Origin of the sequence: Mycobacterium sp. NAZ190054 (genome assembly GCF_001545925.1) — a bacterium.
Taxonomy (GTDB): Bacteria; Actinomycetota; Actinomycetes; order Mycobacteriales; family Mycobacteriaceae; genus Mycobacterium.
This window is the reverse complement of record NZ_LMVQ01000574.1, coordinates 1-20,143: the sequence shown is the minus strand read 5'-3', so window position 1 is coordinate 20,143 and position 20,143 is coordinate 1. Positions and strand designations below refer to the sequence as shown.

General features: G+C 68.9%; 16 protein-coding genes and 1 pseudogene. 8 read left to right on the top strand and 9 right to left on the bottom strand.

Annotated elements, in window-relative coordinates; all coding sequences use genetic code 11:
• Positions 1–892: carbohydrate kinase (locus ASJ79_RS28820; protein ID WP_067962811.1), on the bottom strand; the 892-nt coding region annotated here is incomplete at its 3' end.
• 41 nt (positions 893–933) lie between these two features.
• Between ASJ79_RS28820 and ligD the strand changes: the two are divergent.
• The 4 genes and pseudogenes from ligD to ASJ79_RS28800 form a co-directional block, all read left to right on the top strand.
• Positions 934–2,298 (top strand): annotated as a pseudogene (gene ligD, locus ASJ79_RS28815) (non-homologous end-joining DNA ligase); the annotation flags it as partial.
• 68 nt (positions 2,299–2,366) lie between these two features.
• Complete coding sequence (locus ASJ79_RS28810) at positions 2,367–4,052, top strand: ABC transporter substrate-binding protein (protein ID WP_067962806.1); 1,686 nt, start codon at positions 2,367–2,369, stop codon at positions 4,050–4,052.
• Positions 4,034–4,573, top strand: coding sequence for an adenine phosphoribosyltransferase (locus tag ASJ79_RS28805; protein WP_156448688.1), 540 nt, complete (start codon positions 4,034–4,036; stop codon positions 4,571–4,573). The genes ASJ79_RS28810 and ASJ79_RS28805 overlap by 19 nt, the downstream gene beginning before the upstream one ends.
• Positions 4,574–4,612: 39 nt before the next feature.
• Complete coding sequence (locus ASJ79_RS28800) at positions 4,613–6,997, top strand: bifunctional (p)ppGpp synthetase/guanosine-3',5'-bis(diphosphate) 3'-pyrophosphohydrolase (protein WP_067962800.1); 2,385 nt, start codon at positions 4,613–4,615, stop codon at positions 6,995–6,997.
• A 9-nt stretch (positions 6,998–7,006) separates the two neighbouring features.
• Here ASJ79_RS28800 and ASJ79_RS28795 read toward each other — a convergent pair whose 3' ends face one another.
• Positions 7,007–7,903: a peptidylprolyl isomerase gene (locus ASJ79_RS28795; RefSeq protein ID WP_067962797.1), complete on the bottom strand. Its 897-nt coding sequence runs from the start codon at positions 7,901–7,903 to the stop codon at positions 7,007–7,009.
• Between the two features lie 118 nt (positions 7,904–8,021).
• Here ASJ79_RS28795 and ASJ79_RS28790 point away from each other — a divergent pair, with 118 nt between their 5' ends.
• Together ASJ79_RS28790 and hisS are read left to right on the top strand one after the other, a co-directional pair.
• Positions 8,022–8,699 (top strand): MBL fold metallo-hydrolase, encoded by a 678-nt coding sequence (locus ASJ79_RS28790; protein ID WP_067962795.1) that lies wholly within the window; start codon positions 8,022–8,024, stop codon positions 8,697–8,699.
• On the top strand, positions 8,696–9,979 hold the full coding sequence (gene hisS / locus ASJ79_RS28785; protein WP_067962792.1) for a histidine--tRNA ligase: 1,284 nt from the start codon (positions 8,696–8,698) through the stop codon (positions 9,977–9,979). The genes ASJ79_RS28790 and hisS overlap by 4 nt, the downstream gene beginning before the upstream one ends.
• Before the next feature lie 64 nt (positions 9,980–10,043).
• Here hisS and urtE read toward each other — a convergent pair whose 3' ends face one another.
• The 5 genes from urtE to urtA are packed head-to-tail and all read right to left on the bottom strand — an operon-like array spanning position 10,044 to position 14,829.
• On the bottom strand, positions 10,044–10,736 hold the full coding sequence (gene urtE / locus ASJ79_RS28780; RefSeq protein ID WP_067962789.1) for an urea ABC transporter ATP-binding subunit UrtE: 693 nt from the start codon (positions 10,734–10,736) through the stop codon (positions 10,044–10,046).
• Entirely contained in the window at positions 10,736–11,569 is an 834-nt protein-coding gene (gene urtD, locus ASJ79_RS28775) for an urea ABC transporter ATP-binding protein UrtD (protein ID WP_067962786.1), read from the bottom strand. The genes urtE and urtD overlap by 1 nt, the downstream gene beginning before the upstream one ends.
• Positions 11,566–12,678: an urea ABC transporter permease subunit UrtC gene (gene urtC, locus ASJ79_RS28770; RefSeq protein ID WP_067962783.1), complete on the bottom strand. Its 1,113-nt coding sequence runs from the start codon at positions 12,676–12,678 to the stop codon at positions 11,566–11,568. The genes urtD and urtC overlap by 4 nt, the downstream gene beginning before the upstream one ends.
• Positions 12,675–13,559: an urea ABC transporter permease subunit UrtB gene (gene urtB, locus ASJ79_RS28765; RefSeq protein WP_067962781.1), complete on the bottom strand. Its 885-nt coding sequence runs from the start codon at positions 13,557–13,559 to the stop codon at positions 12,675–12,677. The genes urtC and urtB overlap by 4 nt, the downstream gene beginning before the upstream one ends.
• Positions 13,560–13,563: 4 nt before the next feature.
• Positions 13,564–14,829 (bottom strand): urea ABC transporter substrate-binding protein, encoded by a 1,266-nt coding sequence (gene urtA / locus ASJ79_RS28760; RefSeq protein WP_067962777.1) that lies wholly within the window; start codon positions 14,827–14,829, stop codon positions 13,564–13,566.
• Between the two features lie 267 nt (positions 14,830–15,096).
• Between urtA and ASJ79_RS28755 the strand changes: the two genes are divergently transcribed.
• The gene (locus ASJ79_RS28755) at positions 15,097–15,519 is read left to right on the top strand and encodes a hypothetical protein (protein WP_082754128.1); all 423 of its coding nucleotides are present in this window, start codon (positions 15,097–15,099) and stop codon (positions 15,517–15,519) included.
• Position 15,520: 1 nt separating this feature from the next.
• Here the strand turns inward: ASJ79_RS28755 and helR are convergent, their stop codons facing one another.
• Positions 15,521–17,713, bottom strand: a complete 2,193-nt coding sequence (gene helR / locus ASJ79_RS28750; RefSeq protein WP_067962774.1) for an RNA polymerase recycling motor ATPase HelR — start codon at positions 17,711–17,713, stop codon at positions 15,521–15,523.
• Positions 17,714–17,817: 104 nt separating this feature from the next.
• Between helR and ASJ79_RS28745 the strand changes: the two genes are divergently transcribed.
• On the top strand, positions 17,818–18,837 hold the full coding sequence (locus ASJ79_RS28745) for an Rv2578c family radical SAM protein (RefSeq protein WP_067962773.1): 1,020 nt from the start codon (positions 17,818–17,820) through the stop codon (positions 18,835–18,837).
• 27 nt (positions 18,838–18,864) lie between these two features.
• On the opposite strand, the gene ASJ79_RS28740 is transcribed toward ASJ79_RS28745, so the two are convergent.
• Positions 18,865–20,143 (bottom strand): acyl-CoA dehydrogenase family protein (locus tag ASJ79_RS28740; RefSeq protein WP_231751083.1); only part of this gene is annotated, 1,279 nt, incomplete at its 5' end.

Below are 20,143 nucleotides of genomic sequence, written 5' to 3'. Positions count from 1 at the left end.
GCGAAACGTCGGGAGATGTACTCACCCGCGCCACCGTCAGCGCCGCCGTCAGCGTCGCCGCCCGCACGGCGTCCGTCAGCGCGTCCGTTCCGATCGCGGCGAGGCGGCCGCGGCGGTCCGCGCCGAGGAGGTCCATCGACCACAGCGCGTCGATCAGACCGGTCATGAACGCATCGCCCGCGCCCACGGTGTCCACCACGTTGACATGCCCGGCAGGTACCCGCACCGTTCCGTCGGCACACATCGCCACCGCGCCTTTCTCGCCGAACGTCACCACGACGACGGACGGCCCCAGGCTCAGCCACGCCGCCGCGATCTGTTCGGGCGTGCGCGCCGGATCGATCCAGTGCAGGTCCTCGTTGCTGGCCTTCACCACGTCGGCGCGCTCGAGCAGGCGGTCGATGCGCGCGCGGGCCGCGTCGGCGTCGGTGATCAGCGCCGGACGGATGTTCGGGTCGAACGTGACGGTGGCCGACAGGTGATAGGTGTCGATCAGGGCCTTGGTGGCCAGACACCCCGGTTCCAGCACCGCGGCGATCGAACCGGTGTGCAGCACCAGCGGCGGCGCCACCTCGGGGATCCCGCTGAGCTGCCAGTCGATGTCGAAGGAGTACGTCGCCGACCCCGACGGGTCGAGCACGGCGCGGGCGGTGGCCGTCCGGGATGCTGTCGTGCTGCCCGAGACCATTTGCGCCCCAGACGATTTGACGTAGTCCGCGATGCGCTGTCCGCGGGCGTCGGTGCCGATGTAGGTCAGGAAGTCGACGTCGCGTCCCAGCCGGGCCAGCCCGACGGCGACGTTCAGCGGACTGCCGCCGACGTGCTCACGTGTCGGCTGTCCGTCGCGCTCGACGATGTCGATGAGCGCCTCACCGATGACCAGAGCCCTCACCGTTTCGACGCTACCGCGTCCGCAGCGGGTAATACCGTGATGTGGTGGACCGCTACGACCGGGTGAAGCTGACCAACCCGGACAAGGTGCTGTATCCGGCGACGGGGACGACGAAGGCCGAGGTTTTCGACTACTACGTCAACGTCGCCGTGGCGATGCTGCCCCATATCGCCGGCCGCGCGGTCACGCGGAAGCGCTGGCCCAACGGTGTGGAAGAAGGGTCGTTCTTCGAGAAGCAACTGGCCTCGTCCGCCCCGGACTGGCTCGATCGTGCCACCATCGTCCACAAGTCCGGCACCACCACCTACCCGGTGATCGACTCCGCCGAGGGGCTGGCCTGGATCGCGCAGCAGGCCGCGCTGGAAGTCCACGTCCCGCAGTGGCGGTTCGTCGACGGGGCCGTCGGTCCGGCGACGCGCATCGTCTTCGACCTCGACCCGGGGGAGGGGGTGTCGTTCCGTCAGCTCTGCGAGGTCGCCCACGAGGTCCGGGACCTGATCACCGACATCGGGCTGCGGACGTTTCCGCTGACCAGCGGCAGCAAAGGGGTGCACCTGTACGTCCCGCTGACAGAACCGATCAGCTCGCGGGGCGCCTCGGTGCTGGCCAAGCGGGTGGCCCAGCAACTCGAACAGACCATGCCCAAACAGGTCACCGCGACGATGACCAGGAGCGTGCGAGCGGGCAAGGTGTTCGTGGACTGGAGCCAGAACAACGGCAACAAGACCACGATCGCGCCGTATTCGCTTCGGGGCCGCGAACATCCGACCGTCGCGGCGCCGCGTACCTGGGACGAGATCGAAGATCCGGACCTCAGGCACCTGACGTTCGGCGAGGTGCTCGACCGGCTCGACCGGGACGGCGACCTGATCGCCGACCTCGACGAGCCGCTGGCGGTGCCCGACCGGCTGACCCGGTACCGCAGCATGCGGGACACCGCCAAGACGCCGGAGCCGATACCCGGTGACGCGCCGAAGACCGGTGACAACGACAAGTTCGTGATCCAGGAACACCACGCCCGCCGGCTGCACTACGACTTCCGCCTGGAACGCGACGGCGTACTGGTGAGCTGGGCGGTGCCGAAGAACCTTCCCGACACGCCTGCGGTGAATCACCTTGCCGTGCACACCGAGGACCATCCGATGGAGTACCTGACGTTCGCCGGCGAGATCCCCAAAGGGGAGTACGGCGGTGGTGAGGTCTACCTCTGGGACAACGGCACCTACGAGACCGAGAAGTTCAACGACCATCCGCCCGACGGCCCGGACAAGGGCGGCGAGGTGATCGTCACCCTGCACGGCGAGAAAGTCGAAGGCCGGTACGCGCTGATCCAGACCGACGGCAAGAACTGGCTCGCGCACCGGATGAAGGACCAGGACAAGCCCACCGCGGCGGATCCCGCCCCGTGCGGCCCACCAGCAGCCGGACCGGGCGACCGTCGGGTAAGCGCACCCCGCGGAACCGGTAGCCGCCGATGGCCGGACGTTGGCGTCTGCGGGTTCCGGGCACATCGCGCGCCCGTCGTGCTGTCGCGCTGACCGCGGTGCTGGCCCTGATCGGTGGACCCGCGCTGGCCTCCTGCGCGGACGAGACCGCCGACACCGTGGACTACGCGGTGGACGGGACGCTGGTCACCTACAACACCAACACCGTCGCCGGCGCGGCGTCGGGCGGCCCGCAGGCGTTCGCCCGCGTGCTGACCGGGTTCAACTATCACGGGCCGGACGGCCAGATCGTCGGCGACCACGACTTCGGCACCGTCTCGGTGGTCGGTCGCTCTCCGCTGATCCTGGACTACGAGATCAAGGCCGAGGCGGTGTACTCCGACGGCAAGCCGATCACCTGTGACGACATGGTGCTCGCGTGGGCGTCGCAGTCGGGCCGGTTCCCCGGGTTCGACGCGGCCAGCCGCGCCGGCTACGCCGACATCGCGACCGTCGACTGCGCCCCCGGGCAGAAGAAGGCCAGGGTGTCGTTTGCGCCGGAACGCGGGTTCACCGACTACGGCCAGCTGTTCGCCGCGACGTCGATGATGCCGGCGCACGTCATCGCCGACGTGCTCGGTCTGGGCGAGGGCGGCGTGACCACGGCGCTGCTGAACAACGACGGGCCCGTCGTCGAACGCATCGCCCAGGTCTGGAACAGCACCTGGGACCTCAGTCCCGACCTCGACCTGAAGAAGTTCCCGTCGTCGGGTCCGTACAAGCTGGAATCCGTCACCGACGACGGCGCCGTCGTGCTGGTGGCCAACGACAAGTGGTGGGGCACCCCGCCGGTCACCGCCGAGATCACCGTGTGGCCCCGCAGCGCCGACATGCAGGACAAGGTCAACGAGGGCGCCTACGACGTCGTCGACATCGCCACCGGATCCTCGGGCACGCTGAACCTGCCCGACGACTACGTGCGCACCGACTCCGCGTCGGCCGGCATCGAGCAGTTGATCTTTGCGCCGCAGGGTCCGCTGGCTGCGGTGCCGGCGCGCCGGGCGCTGGCGCTGTGCACCCCGCGTGACGTGATCGCCCGCAACGCCGAGGCGCCGGTGGCCAACGCGCGCCTGAACACCGCCACCGAAGACGCCTACAGCGCCGCCGAGGCCACACCCCAGGTCAACGAGTTCGCGGTGGCCAACCCCGACGCGGCCCGCGCCGCGCTGGACGGTGAACCGCTGACCGTACGGATCGGCTATCAGACCCCCAACGCGAGGCTCGCCGCGATCGTCGGCACGATCGCGCAGGCGTGCGCCCCCGCCGGTATCACCGTCGAGGACGTCGCGGGGGCCGACGTCGGCCCGCTGGCGTTGCGCGACAACCAGATCGATGTGCTGATCGCCGGCACCGGGGGAGCGGCGGGCAGCGGGTCGTCCGGGTCCTCGACGATGGACGCCTACACGCTGCACAGCGCCAACGGCAACAACCTGCCGCGGTATCGCAACGAGCGCATCGACGCGGTCATCGCGACGCTGGCCGTCATCTCCGATCCGAAGGAGATGGCGCGCCTGCTCGGCGAGGCGGGACCGATCCTGTGGGGTGACATGCCGACGCTGCCGTTGTACCGGCAGCAGCGGACGCTGCTCACGTCCACCAAGATGTTTGCGGTGAGCGGAAATCCGACGCGATGGGGGGCAGGGTGGAACATGGACCGTTGGAGGCTGAGCCGGTGACCGACATCGCCGAGGTCATCCTCTCGCTGGTGCGGGAGGTGCCCGACTTCCCCGAACCCGGCATCCAGTTCAAGGACCTGACCCCGGTGCTGGCCGATGCGCGTGGGCTGGCCGAGGTGACCAAGGCGATCGCCGATGCGGCGCGCGGCGCCGAACTGGTCGCCGGTGTCGACGCCCGCGGCTTTCTGCTCGGCGGCGCGGTCGCGGTCACCCTCGGCATCGGCGTGCTCGCGGTGCGCAAGGGGGGCAAGCTGCCGCCCCCGGTCTTCGGCGAGACCTACACCCTCGAGTACGGTTCGGCCACCCTGGAGGTGCCCGCCGAGGGCATCGACCTGGCCGGCCGCTCGGTGGTGGTGATCGACGACGTGCTGGCCACCGGCGGCACGCTGGCGGCCACCCATCAGTTGCTCACCCGGGCCGGCGCGAACGTGACCGGTGCGGTGGTGATGATGGAGCTCACGGCGCTGGGCGGCCGCGCCGCGCTGGAACCGCTCGAGGTCACCAGCCTCTACACCGTCTGAGCGGATATCCTGCGAAGAGCACCGATACCGGAGGTGAACATGGCCGACAAGGTTCGCACGGAACCCGCCGCGAACCAGGCTGTGCAGGCGCCGCCCCGGCCGCCGGCCGCCGGCCCGGAGACCCAGCCGATGGAGCCGGCCCGGGCCGACAGCGCCAAGCCTCCCACCAGCGCGTCGCGCCGGGTACGGGCCCGGCTGGCCCGCCGGATGACATCGCAGCGCAGCACCATCAACCCGGTGCTCGAGCCGCTGGTCGCGGTGCACCGCGAGATCTACCCGAAGGCCGACCTGACCCTGCTGCAGAAGGCCTACGAGGTCGCCGAGCAGCGGCACGCCGACCAGTTGCGCCGCTCCGGTGACCCGTACATCACCCATCCGCTGGCGGTGGCCAACATCCTCGCCGAACTCGGGATGGACACCACGACGCTGATCGCGGCGCTGCTGCACGACACCGTCGAGGACACCGGCTACACGCTGGAGGCGTTGACCCAGGAGTTCGGCGTCGAGGTCGGTCATCTCGTCGACGGCGTCACCAAACTGGACAAGGTCGCGCTCGGCACCGCGGCCGAGGGCGAGACCATCCGCAAGATGATCATCGCGATGGCACGCGACCCGCGGGTGCTGGTGATCAAGGTGGCCGACCGGCTGCACAACATGCGCACGATGCGGTTCCTGCCGCCGGAGAAGCAGGCCCGCAAGGCCCGTGAGACGCTGGAAGTCATTGCGCCCCTTGCTCATCGGCTGGGCATGGCGACGGTCAAGTGGGAGCTGGAAGATCTGTCGTTCGCGATCCTGCACCCGAAGAAGTACGACGAGATCGTGCGCCTGGTCGCCGACCGGGCGCCGTCGCGCGACACCTATCTGGCCAAGGTGCGCGCCGAGATCGTCAACACGCTGACCAAGTCGAAGATCAACGCGACCGTCGAGGGCAGGCCGAAGCACTACTGGTCGATCTACCAGAAGATGATCGTCAAGGGCCGCGACTTCGACGACATCCACGACCTGGTGGGCGTGCGCATCCTGTGCGACGAGATCCGCGACTGCTACGCCGCGGTCGGTGTCGTGCACTCGCTGTGGCAGCCGATCGCCGGGCGGTTCAAGGACTACATCGCCCAGCCGCGGTTCGGGGTGTACCAGTCGCTGCACACGACCGTCGTCGGCCCGGAGGGCAAGCCGCTGGAAGTGCAGATCCGCACCATCGACATGCACAAGACCGCCGAATACGGCATCGCTGCGCACTGGCGCTACAAGGAGGCCAAGGGCCGCAACGGAATTCCGCCCAGCCAGACGGCCACCGAGATCGACGACATGGCGTGGATGCGGCAGCTGCTCGACTGGCAGCGGGAAGCCGCGGACCCGGGCGAGTTCCTCGAATCGCTGCGTTACGACCTCGCGGTGCAGGAGATCTTCGTGTTCACCCCGAAGGGCGACGTGATCACGCTGCCCACCGGGTCCACCCCGGTGGACTTCGCGTACGCGGTGCACACCGAGGTCGGCCACCGCTGTATCGGGGCCCGCGTCAACGGCCGCCTCGTCGCGCTGGAACGCAAACTCGAAAACGGCGAAGTGGTCGAGGTGTTCACCTCCAAGGCGCCCAACGCCGGTCCGTCCCGGGACTGGCAGGGCTTCGTCGTCTCACCACGCGCCAAGGCCAAGATCCGGCAGTGGTTCGCCAAAGAGCGCCGCGAGGAGGCGCTGGAATCCGGTAAAGAGGCCATCGCCCGCGAGGTCCGCCGCGGCGGACTTCCGTTGCAGCGTCTGGTGAATGCCGAGACGATGACCGCGCTGGCCCGTGAACTGCGCTACACCGACGTCTCGGCGCTGTACACCGCCGTCGGTGAGGGCCACGTGTCGGCGCGCCACGTGGTGCAGCGGCTGGTGGCCCAGCTCGGTGGTGACGACGAGGCCGCCGACGAGATCGCCGAGCGGTCCACCCCGGCGACCATGCCGGTGCGGCAGCGCACCAGTGACGACGTCGGGGTGGCGGTGCCGGGCGCGCCGGGCGTGTTGACCAAGCTCGCCAAGTGCTGCACCCCGGTGCCCGGCGACAACATCATGGGCTTCGTCACGCGCGGCGGCGGGGTCAGCGTGCACCGCACCGACTGCACGAACGCCGCGTCGCTGCAGGAACAAGCCGAACGCATCATCGACGTGCAGTGGGCGCCGTCACCGTCGTCGGTGTTCCTGGTCGCGATCCAGGTGGAGGCGCTCGACCGGCACCGGCTGCTGTCCGACGTGACCCGTGTGCTGGCCGACGAGAAGGTCAACATCCTGTCGGCATCGGTGACGACGTCCAACGACCGGGTCGCGATCAGCCGGTTCACCTTCGAGATGGGTGACCCCAAGCACCTCGGGCACGTGCTCAACGTGGTGCGCAACGTCGAAGGCGTCTACGACGTCTACCGCGTCACGTCGGCGGCCTGAGAACCCCGGTCAGTCCAGCTGGATGGACTTCACCGTGGTGGCCAGCTGCGGTGCACCATCGGGCCCACCGCCGGCGACCCCCTCGGCGGCGATCTTGTCCAGGGTTTCCAGGCCGGTCTCGTCGATCGTGCCGAACACCGTGTACAGCGGCGGCAGCTGCGAATCCTGGTAGACCAGGAAGAACTGGCTGCCGTTGGTGCCCGGCCCGGCGTTGGCCATCGCCAGGGTGCCGCGCGGGTAGACGACCGGCTGGTTGAGCGCCGGGTCGTCGGGCTGGAACTGGTCGGTCGGGTACTCGTTGGCGAACTGGTAGCCCGGCCCGCCGGTGCCCTCGCCGGTCGGATCCCCGCACTGCAGCACCCCGAGCGACTCGCTGGTGGTGAGCCGGTGGCACGGCGTGTCGTTGAAGTAGCCCTGCTGCGCCAGGCTGGCGAAGCTGTTGACGGTGCACGGCGACTTGCCGTTGTCCAGCTGCAGCCCGATGTTGCCCTGGTCGGTGGCCATGCTGGCGCTGACCTGGGCCGGCTCGGTGGGCACCGTGCCGGTGCGCGGCGGGTCGTTCTCCTTGCTGGCCGGCTCGGCCGACTCCGGGTACTGGCAGTTGCTGCCCAGCCCTTCGGGTGCGACGAACTCGGGCAGTGCGGCGGCCTCGGCCGGCGCGGCCATGTCGAACGGCGACGAGGTCTCCGTCGGGGACGAGGGGGAGGAGGTGGACGCGGTCTGGGTGCCCGAGTCGCGGTTGGTGATCACGATGGTGGCGACCACCGCGCCGATGACGACGACGGCGGCCACCGCGGATCCGATGATCGTGTACAGGCGGCGCCTGCGCTCGCGTTCGGCCCGGTTCTCCAGCTGACGCTCGAGTTTGCGCTTGGCTGTCGCACGCCGTTGTTCGTTCGTCGGCACGGCAGGTGTCCTCCTCGCGATTGATCCGGTCGGCACCGAGTGTGCCAGTTCATCCCGAGTGCGGGCGCTGCGACCCTCCTGAACAGGGCCCCGACCTGGGCATGGGAAGCTGGAAGGCGTGTTGATCACCGGATTCCCGGCCGGCCTGCTGGCGTGCAACTGCTACGTGCTGGCCCCGCGGCAGGGCGCCGACGCCATCGTGGTCGACCCCGGACAGCGGGCGATGGGCCCGCTGCGCAGGATCCTCGACGAGAACCGGCTCACCCCGGCGGCGGTACTGCTCACCCACGGTCACATCGACCACATGTGGTCGGCGCAGAAGGTCGCCGACACCTACGGCTGCCCGACCTTCATCCACCCGGCCGACCGCTACATGCTCGCCGACCCGATCAAGGGGATCGGCCAGGGGTTCCTCGCCGGTGTGGGGCGGCTCGCGCTCGGAGCCGTGTTCCGCGAGCCCAAGCAGGTTCTCGAGCTGGACCGCGACGGCGACAAGATCGAGCTCGGCGGTATCACGGTCGCCGTCGACCACACCCCGGGCCACACCAGGGGTTCGGTGGTGTTCCGCGTCGAGCAGGGACCGCAGCAGGCGGCCTTCACCGGCGACACGTTGTTCCGCGCGTCGGTCGGGCGCACCGACCTGCCCGGCGGCAGCGGCCGGGACCTGTTGGAATCGATCGTCACAAAACTGTTGGTGCTCGACGACGACACCCTGGTATTACCGGGGCACGGCGAGCGCAGCACCATCGGACTCGAACGCCACACCAACCCATTCCTCGAAGGTTTGACTCCGTGACTGAGACCCCCGCAAAAGCGGCCACCTCGTTCAAGGCGCCCAAGGGCGTCCCCGACTACCTGCCGCCCGATTCGGCCGAGTTCGTCGCCGTGCGCGGTGGGCTGCTCGCCGCGGCGCGCCGGGCCGGTTACGGCGACATCGAGCTGCCGATCTTCGAGGACACCGCGCTGTTCGCCCGCGGGGTGGGGGAGTCCACCGACGTGGTGTCCAAAGAGATGTACACCTTCGCCGACCGCGGTGACCGGTCGGTGACCCTGCGCCCCGAGGGCACGGCGGGGGTGATGCGGGCGGTCATCGAACACGGCCTCGATCGCGGCCAGCTGCCGGTCAAGCTGTGCTACTCGGGGCCGTTCTTCCGCTACGAGCGTCCGCAGGCCGGCCGCTACCGGCAGCTGCAGCAGGTCGGGGTGGAGGCCATCGGCGTCGACGACCCCGCGCTGGACGCCGAGGTGATCGCCGTCGCCGACGCCGGTTTCCGCTCACTCGGGCTGGACGGTTTCCGGCTGGAGATCACCTCGCTCGGTGATGACACCTGCCGGCCGCAGTACCGGGAGCTGTTGCAGGACTTCCTGTTCAAGCTGGACCTCGACGAGGAGACCCGCCGCCGCGCCGAGATCAACCCGCTGCGGGTGCTCGACGACAAACGTCCGCACATGAAACAGATGACCGTCGGCGCGCCGGTGATGCTCGATCACCTCTCCGATGCGGCCAAGGAGCATTTCGACACGGTGCTGGCGCATCTGGACGCGTTGTCGGTGCCGTACGTGATCAACCCGAGGATGGTGCGCGGGCTGGACTACTACACCAAGACGACGTTCGAGTTCGTGCACGACGGGCTCGGCGCGCAGTCCGGGATCGGCGGCGGCGGACGCTACGACGGGCTGATGTCGCAACTGGGCGGCCGGGACCTGTCCGGCATCGGGTTCGGGCTCGGCGTCGACCGCACGCTCCTGGCGCTGCGCGCGGAGGGCAAGACGGCCGGGGAGACCGCCCGGGTCGACGTGTACGCGGTGCCGCTCGGCGCCGAGGCGAAGGTGCGGCTGGCGGTGCTGGCGGCGCAGCTGCGGGCCGCGGGCGTGCGCGTCGACGTCGCGTACGGCGACCGCAGTCTCAAAGGCGCGATGAAGGGCGCCGACCGTTCGGGTGCGTCGATCGCGCTGGTGGCCGGTGACCGTGACCTGGAGGCCGGGACGGTCGGGGTGAAGAGCATGGCGACCGGCGAACAGGTCGACGTCGCGACGGATCAGGTTGTCGCCGAAGTCCTCTCCCGCCTGTCCTGATCCCTCTTTGTCTCGGCGAGGCGGCCGCAGACGCGCACGCTCGTGCTGACGGGCGCTACCTGCGTCAGATGGCCATCGCGGCGCGGACGTCGGCTTCGGACGCCGAGCCGCCGGTACCGCTGGTGGTGATGCGGCCGGCCTCCAGGATGTAGTAGCGCTGCGACGACTCCAGTGCGAACCCGATGTGCTGCTCGACGAGCAGCACGCCCAGACCGCCGCGCTGGGTCAGCGCCGTGATCGCCTCTTCGATCTCGGCCACCACCGACGGCTGGATGCCCTCGGTCGGTTCGTCGAGGATCAGGCACTTCGGCGTGGTGATCAGCGCGCGGGCGATCGCGAGCTGCTGGCGCTGCCCGCCCGAGAGCAGGCCCGCGCGACGGCCCAGCAGCTCCTTGAGCGCCGGGAACAGGTCGAGCTGCTCGTCGATCAGCGCCTTGCCGTTCTTGCGGCCGTCGGCGACCACCTGCAGATTCTCGGCGGTGGTCAACTGGCCGAACGACTGCTGGCCCTGGGGCACATACGCCAGCCCGCGGGCCACCCGGGCGCTCGGCCGCAGCTTGGTGATGTCCTCGCCGTCGAACAGCACCTTGCCCGCCGTACATTTCAGCAGCCCGACCGCCGCGCGCAGCAGGGTGGTCTTGCCGGCACCGTTGTGCCCCATCACCGCCGCCACGCCGTCGGTGGGCACCTCGAGGCTGACCCCGTAGATGACCTCGCTGCGGCCGTAGCCGGTGCGGACGTCGACCAGTTCCAACATCAGGAGTTCTCCTCGACGAGTTCGATTCCGTCCGCGCCTGCCGCGGCGGTGCCCAGATAGACCTCCTGCACCTTCGGATTCGCCTGCACCTCGGCGACCGAGCCTTCGGCGATCACCTGTCCACGCGCCAGCACCGTCACCGACGTCGCGAACGCCCGCATGAAGTCCATGTCGTGCTCGACGACCACCACGGTGCGTTCGGCGCCGATGCGGCGCAACAGCTTCCCCGTCTCCTCCCGCTCCTCGGCGCTCATGCCCGCGACGGGTTCGTCGAGCAGCAGCACGTCGGCGTTCTGTACCAGCAGCATGCCGATCTCCAGCCACTGTTTCTGCCCGTGGGCGAGCACCCCGGCCGGCTTGTCGGCCAGATCCGCCAGGCCGATGGTGTGCAGTGCCTGTTCGATCGCCGGCAGCACACCGCGCCGCCGGCGCAGCAGGGTCCACGCCGACCGGCCCGCGCCGGCGGCGATGTCGAGGTTCTGCAGCACCGTCAGCTGTTCGAACACGCTCGCGGTCTGGAACGTGCGGCCCACGCCCTGGCGGGCGATCCGGTGCACCTTCTTGCCGAGCAGCTCCACGCCGGACTTGTTCACCGAGCCGGTCGCCGGCACCAGGCCGGTGATCGCGTCGATCACGGTGGTCTTGCCGGCGCCGTTGGGGCCGATCAGGAAGCGCAGATCGCCCTGAAACAGGGTCAGGTCGACGTTGCTGACCGCCTTGAACCCATCGAAATCGACTGTCAGACCCCGAACTTCGAGGTACTGGGTGCCCATGCCGACGTTGCCGCCCTCGGCGGGCTCCTTGCCGGCGGTGCTCGCTGTCACGTCGGTCATGAACCGGCACCCACTTTCTCTGCGTCGGGATCGGAGTCGGTGGCCTTGTCCTCGGGTGGTTCGTTCTTGGCCTTTCGGCGGCGCTTGAGAAGCACTCCGAGGCCGGCCAGTCCCGCGGGGAAGAACCCGACGACGATGATGAACAACAAGCCCTGCGCGTACGTCCACTCCGACGGAAAGCGTTCGGAGAACAGGGTTTGCGCCCACGCCACGCCGATCGCGCCGAGCACGGGACCCAGCAGTGTGGTGCGCCCGCCGATCGCGACGCCGATCAGGAACGCGATGGACGGAAGGATGCCGACCTGGGACGGCGCGATGAACCCGACGATCGGCGCGAACAACGCACCGGCGATGCTCGCGAACAGAGCCGCCACGGTGTAGGCGACCACCTTGATGTTCGCGGGGTCATATCCCAGGAAGCGCACGCGCTCCTCACCGTCGCGGACCGCCACCAGCAGCTCGCCGTACCGGCTCAGCATCAGCTGGCGCACCACCGCGACCACGATCAGCAGCACCGCCGCGGCGATGAAGTACAGCATCCGCCGGTTCACCGGGTCGCTCAGCGTGAAGCCGAAGAACGTACGGAACCGGTTGAGCCCGTTGGACCCGCCGAGGCTGGTCTGGCCGACCAGCAGGATGGCCAGTGCGGCCGCCAACGCCTGCGACAGGATCGCGAAGTAGGCGCCCTTGACCTTGCGTTTGAACACGCCCAGCCCGAGCGCGGCGGCGATACCCGCCGGGATCACCAGGATCGCGATCAGCGTGACCAGGGGAGAGGCGAACGGTGCCCAGTAGCCGGGCAGTTCGCGCATGCCCTGGATCTGCATGAAGTCAGGTACGTCGTCGCCGAGCAGTTGGGCGTCGGCGATCTTCAGATGCATCGCCATCATGTAGCCGCCGAGGCCGAAGAACACCCCCTGACCCAGCACCAGCATTCCGCCACGGCCCCACGCCAGCCCGATGCCGACGGCCACGATGGCGAAGCACAGGAACTTGCCCAGCAGTGACAGCCGGAAGTCCGACAACACCGCCGGCGCCACGACGAACAGCACCAGGGCGGCGACACCGAAGCCGGCCCAGGTCTGCCAGCGTCCCAGAACGGTCTTCATACGAGACTCCTCGTCCGAACCGTGAACAGGCCCTGCGGACGCGCCTGCAGGAAGATCACGATGATCACGAACACGATCACCTTGGCCAGCGACGCGGTGGTGTTGTACTCGATGAACGAGTTCAGGAAACCGAGGGCGAACGCCGCGATCACCGTGCCCTTGATCTGGCCCAGGCCCCCGACCACGACCACCAGGAACGCATCGATCAGATAGCTCTGCCCGATGGTCGGACTGGTGGAACCGATCAGCGTCAACGCCACACCGGCCACCGCGGCGAGCCCGGAACCGATGAAGAACGTGGTGATGTCGGTCTTGCGTGACGAGATGCCGCTGGTCTCAGCGAGATCGCGGTTCTGCACCACCGCCCTGATGCGCCGGCCCATCGGGCTGACCTTGAGCACGGTGGCCAGCACCGCGACACACACGACGGCCAGCACCAGGATGAAGATGCGGGTCTTCGGCACGACCGCGCCGAAGATCTCCATGCCCCCGGACAACCATTCCGGTGCGATGACGTTGACCGCCGGTGCCCCGAAGATGTCCCGGGCCACCTGCTGCAGGATCAACCCGACACCGAACGTGACCAGCAGCGTGTCCAGCGGGCGGTGGTACATGCGCTGGATCAGCGTCACCTCCAGCAGCGCGCCCATCGCACCGCCGATGAGGAAACCGATCACCAGCGAGATGAGCAACGACGCGCCGGCGTCGGAGACGATCTGCTGCACCACGTAGGCGGTGTAGCAACCGGCCATGATGAACTCGCCGTGCGCCATGTTGATGACGCCCATCTGGCCGAACGTCAGTGACAGTCCCAGCGCGGCCAGCAACAGGATCGAGCCGAGGCTCAACCCTGTTGCCAGCTGTCCGATTACGGCATCCATCTGGTCAGCCGGACAGGCCGGCGGCCCACGGGTAGGACTTCAGGTACGGGTCCGGCTCGATGGGGCCGGGCGATTCCCACACCGTGTAGATCAGACCGTCGGGCCGGATCTCACCGATCCGGGCGGTCTTGGTGATGTGGTGGTTCTCCCCGTCGATCGTGACCAGACCTTCGGGTGCCTCGAAGGTCACGCCGTCGGCGTTTTCCTGGATCGCCGTGACGTCGAAGGACTGCGCCTTCTCGACGGTGTTCTTCCACAGGTAGACCGACACGTACGCCGCTTCCATCGGATCCGACGTGGGCTTGTCCGCCCCGTACTTGGCCTTGTAGGCCTCGACGAACGCCTTGTTCTCCGGGGTGTCGATGGTCTGGTAGTAGTCCCAGGCCACCAGCTGGTCGGTGATGTTCTGCACACCGATGCCGCCGACCTCTTCCTCGGCGATCGACACCGAGACCACGGGCATGTCCTGCGGGGTGAGGCCCACGTTCTTGTACTCGCGGAAGAAGGCCACGTTGGAATCGCCGTTGAGCGTGTTGAACACCGCGTCGGCGTCGGCGGTGCGCACCTTGTTGATGATCGTGGAGAAGTCGGTCGATCCCAGCGGCGTGTAGTCCTCGCCCTTGATCTCGATGCCGTTGGCTTCGGCGTAGGCCTTGATGATCCGGTTGGCGGTCTGCGGGAAGACGTAGTCGCTGCCGACCAGATAGAGCGACGTGACGCCCTGCTCCTTGAGGTAGTCCAGCGCCGGCACGATCTGCTGGTTGGTGGTCGCGCCGGTGTAGAAGATGTTGGGGGAGGACTCCAGGCCCTCGTACTGGACGGGGTAGTACAGCAGCGAGTTCCCGCTCTCGAACACCGGCAGCATGGCCTTGCGGCTCGACGACGTCCACCCGCCGAACACCGCCGCGACGCAGTCGCTGCTGATCAGCTTCTCGGCCTTCTCGGCGAACACCGTCGGTTCCGACGCACCGTCTTCGCCGACCAGTTGGATCTGCTTGCCCAGCACACCGCCGGAGGCGTTGATCTGCTCGACGGCCAGATCGATCGCGTTGCGGACGGTCACCTCCGAGATCGCCATGGTGCCCGACAGTGAGTTCAGCGCGCCCACCTTGATCGTGGAACCGGAGGTGTCCACGCACGACTCGGCATTTGCTGAATCGGTCTCACTCGCCCTGCTTCCGCAGCCGGCCAGCAGCATGCTCGCCACGACGACGACGCTTCCTGTTGTCAGCGCGGATCGTTTCACACGGTGGCGTCGGAGTTGGTCCATGAACGGCCTTTCTGCTGTCGGCAGTGCTCATCCGCAGATGAGCGCCGGGTCGGGATACTTCAGAACGCTTCAGAACGCGGGCGTTGCGACACCGCCCCGGGTGTCGAATCCGGACGTTAGAGCGCCCGTGTTTCTGCCAAATGTCTGTGTGTGACGGGCACGTTAACCTGTTGGCACCGGCCGTCGTTGGTTTGCCGTCGACCCGCGTGGCGGGGACGCGGCGGGGGCGTGGGTAACGATCCGGTACCGTCCGGCGATGTGACCGATATGCGAACAGCTACAGCCAAGGTAGGGGCGGCAGTCGGGGCAGCAGCGCTGGCGGCCGCGGGGATGATCAGCCCGGCGACGGCCGGCGCTCAGGAAGCGCATCAGGTCCGTTACACGCTCGTCTCGGCCGGCGCCTACGAGTTCGACCTCTTCTATCTGACGAGCCAGCCGCCGAGCATGGAGGCGTTCAACGCGGACGCCTATGCCTTCGCCAAGCGTGAGAAGGTCCACCTGGCCGCGGGTGTGCCGTGGGTCTTCGAGACCACCATGGCCGATCCGAACTGGGCGATCCTCCAGGTCAGCAGCACCACCCGGGGTGGGCAGGCCGCGCCGAACGCGCACTGCGACATCGCGGTCGACGGCCAGGTGCTGACCCAGCACGACGACCCCTACAACGTGCGGTGCCAGCTCGGCCAGTGGTGAGTCAGCTCGCCACCAGCCCGGACAGGGCCGGTGGCAGCGGTTCGCGGTGCAGCACGCCGAGGCGCTGTGTCGCGCGGGTGAGGGCGACATAGAGGTCGGCCGCCCCGCGCGGCCCCTCGGCCAGGATCCGCTCGGGATACACGACGAGCACGGCGTCGAACTCCAGGCCCTTGGTTTGTGTCGGCGCCACCGTGCCGGGGACGCCGGGTGGCCCGATCACCACACTCGTGCCTTCCCGGCCGGCCTCGTCGCGGACGAAATCCGCGATGGCATCGGACAGTTCGTCGTCGGCGACCCGCCGGGACCACGGCGCGACGCCGGTGGAGCGCACCGATTCCGGCGGCGTGGCGGCCGGTGAGAACTCGGCGAGCACCGACGCGGCGACGGCCATGATCTCGGCCGGGGTGCGGTAGTTCACCGTCAGCGTGCGGTACACCCACCGGTCGGGCACATACTGCTTGAGCACCGCGTCCCAGGATGTCGCGCCGGCGGCCGAACGGCGCTGTGCGAGGTCGCCGACCATCGTGAACGACCGGCTCGGGCAGCGCCGCATCAACACCCGCCAGTCCATCTCCGAGAGTTCCTGGGCCTCGTCGACGACGACGTGCCCGTACGTCCAGTCCCGGTCTGCGGCAGCACGTTCGGCGAGTTCACGGGTGTCGCGTTCGAGGAAGCGTTCGGCGAGGTCCTCGGCGCCGATGACGTCGCGGGCCAACAGCAGGTCCTCGTCCTCCATCAGGTCCTCGCGGTCGACCATCAGATCCAGCACACCGGCGGCGTAGGCCGCCTCCTCGCGGCGTTCCCGCTCGGCGGCCTCCTCGCCCGACCTGTCCCGGCCGAGCAGGTCGACCAGCTCGTCGAGCAGCGGCACATCCGACACCGTCCACGCGTCACCGTCGGCGCGGTACAGCGCGGGGTCCGCGCCCGCGGCCTGCAGTCGCTCGTGCGACGAATAAAGTTCTGCCAGAAGCTTTTCCGGTGTCAGCACCGGCCAGAGCCGGTCGAGCGCGGCGGTGAAGGCGGCGTTGTCCTCGAGCTCGTCGAGAAGGTCGGCGCGCAGATGTTCCCAGGCCGCGCGGTCCTCGCGGGTCAGCCAGCCCCGGCCGATCTTGGCGATCGCCCGTTCGGTCAGCGCCCAGGTGACGACGTCCACGAAGACCGCGCGAGCGTCGTTGTGCGGCTGTTCGGTGGCCCGTGCCTCCTGGATCGCCCACTGGGCGATGTCGGCGCCGATGCTCACCGAGACGTCGGACAGGTCGATGGGCACCGGATCCTCCGGGGCCCGCTGCCGATCGGCGACGGCCGCCTTGAGCACATCCAGCATCGCCAGGGAGCCCTTCACCTTGGCCGCCTCCGGGGTGTCCTCGGCGCTGACGTGCAGGCCCGGCACGAGATCGCCGGTGGTCAGGAACACCACGTTGGTCTCGCCCAGTGACGGCAGCACACGCCCGATGTGGCGCAGGAACGCCGCGTTCGGGCCGACCACCAGCACACCGTGGCTCTCCATGCGCTTGCGCTGGGTGTACAGCAGGTAGGCGACGCGGTGCAAGGCCACCACGGTCTTCCCGGTGCCGGGGCCGCCTTCGATGACCAGCACCCCGGGATGGTCCAGCCGGATGATCGCGTCCTGCTCGGCCTGGATGGTCGCGACGATGTCGCGCATGCCGTCGCCCCGCGGCGCGTTGACCGCGGCGAGCAGTGCCACGTCACTGGAGTCGCCGGGTTGTTCGCCGGCGTCCTCGGCAACCGGCCGGCCGAACACCTCGTCGGTGAAGTCCAGGAGCCGCCGTCCGAGGCTGTGGAACTGCCTGCGGCGGCGCATGTTCTCCGGGTGGGCGCCGGTGGCGACATAGAACGGCCGCGCCGCGGGCGCGCGCCAGTCCAGCAGCAACGGTTCGTGCTTGTCGTCGAGGACGCCGATGCGCCCGATGTAGAGGCGTTCCCCCGAGACGCTGTCGAGCCTGCCGAAGCACAGACCGTGGTCGGCGACGTTGAGGCGGTCCATCTGCGCCGCCGTCGCGCGCACCTCGGCGTCACGGGCGACCAGCGTCGCGCCGCTCTGCTTGTCGACCGGACTGCGCAGCGCGGCGGCGTACCTGTCCTTCACCCTGGCCCGTTCGGCGTCCAGCCGGGCGTACAGCCCGTCCACGTACCGGCGTTCGGACTGCAGCTCGGTTTCGTAGTGAGTCGACATGTGCCCCTTAGGTTCTGCAAGTGAAGCTGCGATTCTGCGTGATCACCCCGGCCTTGTCGAGCGGCGGTGCTTGACACTCTATCGAACGTGTGTTCGCATGGGGTATGCGCTGGGCCGGGCAAAGTATCGCCGTCGACGACGGTGCGTTGCCCGGTCTGCAACGGATGGGTCTGATCCGCAGCGTACGTACCCCGCAATTCGACGGAATCACCTTTCACGAGGTGCTGTGCAAGTCGGCACTGAACAAGATTCCCGAAGGCACTACCCACCTGCCCTTCCGGTACACGGTCAACGGCTACCGCGGCTGCTCGCATGCGTGCCGCTACTGTTTCGCCCGGCCCACCCACGAGTACCTGGACTTCGACAGCGGCCGGGATTTCGACACCCAGGTGGTGGTGAAGACCAACGTCGCCGAGGTGCTGCGCCGCGAACTGCGCCGGCCGTCGTGGACGCGGGAGACCGTTGCGCTCGGCACCAATACCGATCCGTACCAACGCGCCGAGGGACGCTACGCGCTGATGCCGGGGATCATCGGCGCGCTCACCGATTCGGGGACACCGTTCTCGATCCTGACCAAGGGCACGCTGTTGCGCAGGGACCTGCCGCTGCTCACCGACGCGGCCCGCACGGTGGACGTGAGCGTCGCGGTGTCGCTCGCGGTGGGCGACCCCGGCCTGCACCACCAGGTCGAACCCGGCACGCCGACGCCCGAGGCGCGGCTCGGTCTGATCTCGGCGATCAGGTCCGCGGGGCTGCGCTGCCACGTGATGGTGGCGCCGGTGCTTCCCGGGCTGACCGACTCCGAGGCCCACCTCGACGACCTGCTGGGCCGGATCGCCGCGGCCGGGGCCACCAGCGCGACGGTGTTCGGGCTGCACCTGCGCGGCAGCACCCGCGGCTGGTTCATGGACTGGCTGGCGCGCACCCATCCCGGGCTGGTCGGCGAGTACCGCCGGCTGTACTGGCGCGGCGCGTATCTGCCCGCCGGGTACCGGGCCGAGCTGGCGCGCCGGGCCGCGCCGCTGATGGCCAGGCACGGCCTGACGAGCGGTGCGCGGATGAGCACCCCCGCGCCGGCCGTCGTGCCGGCCGCCGCGCCGCCGATGCAGCCGACGCTGTTCTGACGCGATGACGGCAACAGCCGGGGCAGCTCAGTTCTTGTTGCGCTTGACCTGGTTGAACGGCACACCCTTGTCGGCGGCGAACTCGCGCGGGAAACCGAGGATGCGCTCACCGATGACGTTGCGCGCCATCTCGGAGGAACCGCCGCCCAGCGACCCGGTCTGGCGCGACAGGTAGCGCACCCCGATGTCGAGCAGGCCGGCCAGCTCCGCGGCGCCCGGGGCGCCTTCGTCGACCACGCCGGCCGTGCCGGCGATCGCCAGGGCGGTGTCGACTTCGAGTTCGGTGGTCTCGGCGTGGAACAGCCGGATCAGGGTGCCCGCGTTCGGCGGTAGCGAGCCGTCGCCGATGCTGCGGAACACGTGGTCGATGAGCTGTTCCTTGACGATGCGGCGCGCCAGGGCACGGCCCGCCAGGTCCTGGATGCGCGGGTCGTCGCCCTGCCCGGTGGCCTCGGCCAGACCGACGTGGTCGGGCGGCATCTCGTTGGCGTTCTCGGCGGCGGTGCCGCTGGCGAACTCCGAACCGCCGCCGACGGCCCGGCGTTCGTGGTGCAGCTGGCGGGTGGCGACCTCCCAGCCCTTGTTCACCTCGCCCACCACGGCGTCGTCTCCGAGTTCCAGGCCGTCGAAGAACTCCTCGCAGAACTCCTCGTTGCCGTTGACCTCCTTGATGCGGCGCATCGTGATGCCGGGGGAGTTCAGCGGCACCAGGAACATGGTCAGGCCCTCGTGCTTGGGCACGGTCCAGTCGGTGCGGGCCAGCAACAGCCCGTAGTCGGCGGCGAAGGCGCTGGTGCTCCAGGTCTTGGCGCCGTTGACGACCCACTTGCCGCCGACGCGTTCGGCGCGGGTGATCACCCCGGCCAGGTCGGATCCGCCGCTGGGCTCGGACAGCAACTGGCACAGGATCTCGTCGCCGCGGACGGCCGCCGAGATGCGGTCGCGCTTCTGGTCTTCGCTGCCCATGTCCAGGATCGTCGCCGCGCAGATCGTGAACGTGGGGGTGTTGAGGATCAGCGGCATCTCATAACAGCGGCATTCGGCGTTGAACGCCTTCTGGTAGGCGTAGTCCAGGCCGAGCCCGCCGTACTCGCGCGGGAAGCAGATGCCGGCGAATCCGCCCTCGTACAAGCGCTTCTGGAGTTCCTTGGCCCGGTCCCAGGAGGACTGTTCGGCCCGAACCGAGAACGGCGGGTCGTCGGGGGCGACGGACGGCATGTTCTGCGCCAGCCAGGGGCGCGCGCGTGCGGCGAACTCGTCGACCCACTCGCCGGTGCCGGGGGGGTTCGTCGAGGCCATGGTGTCG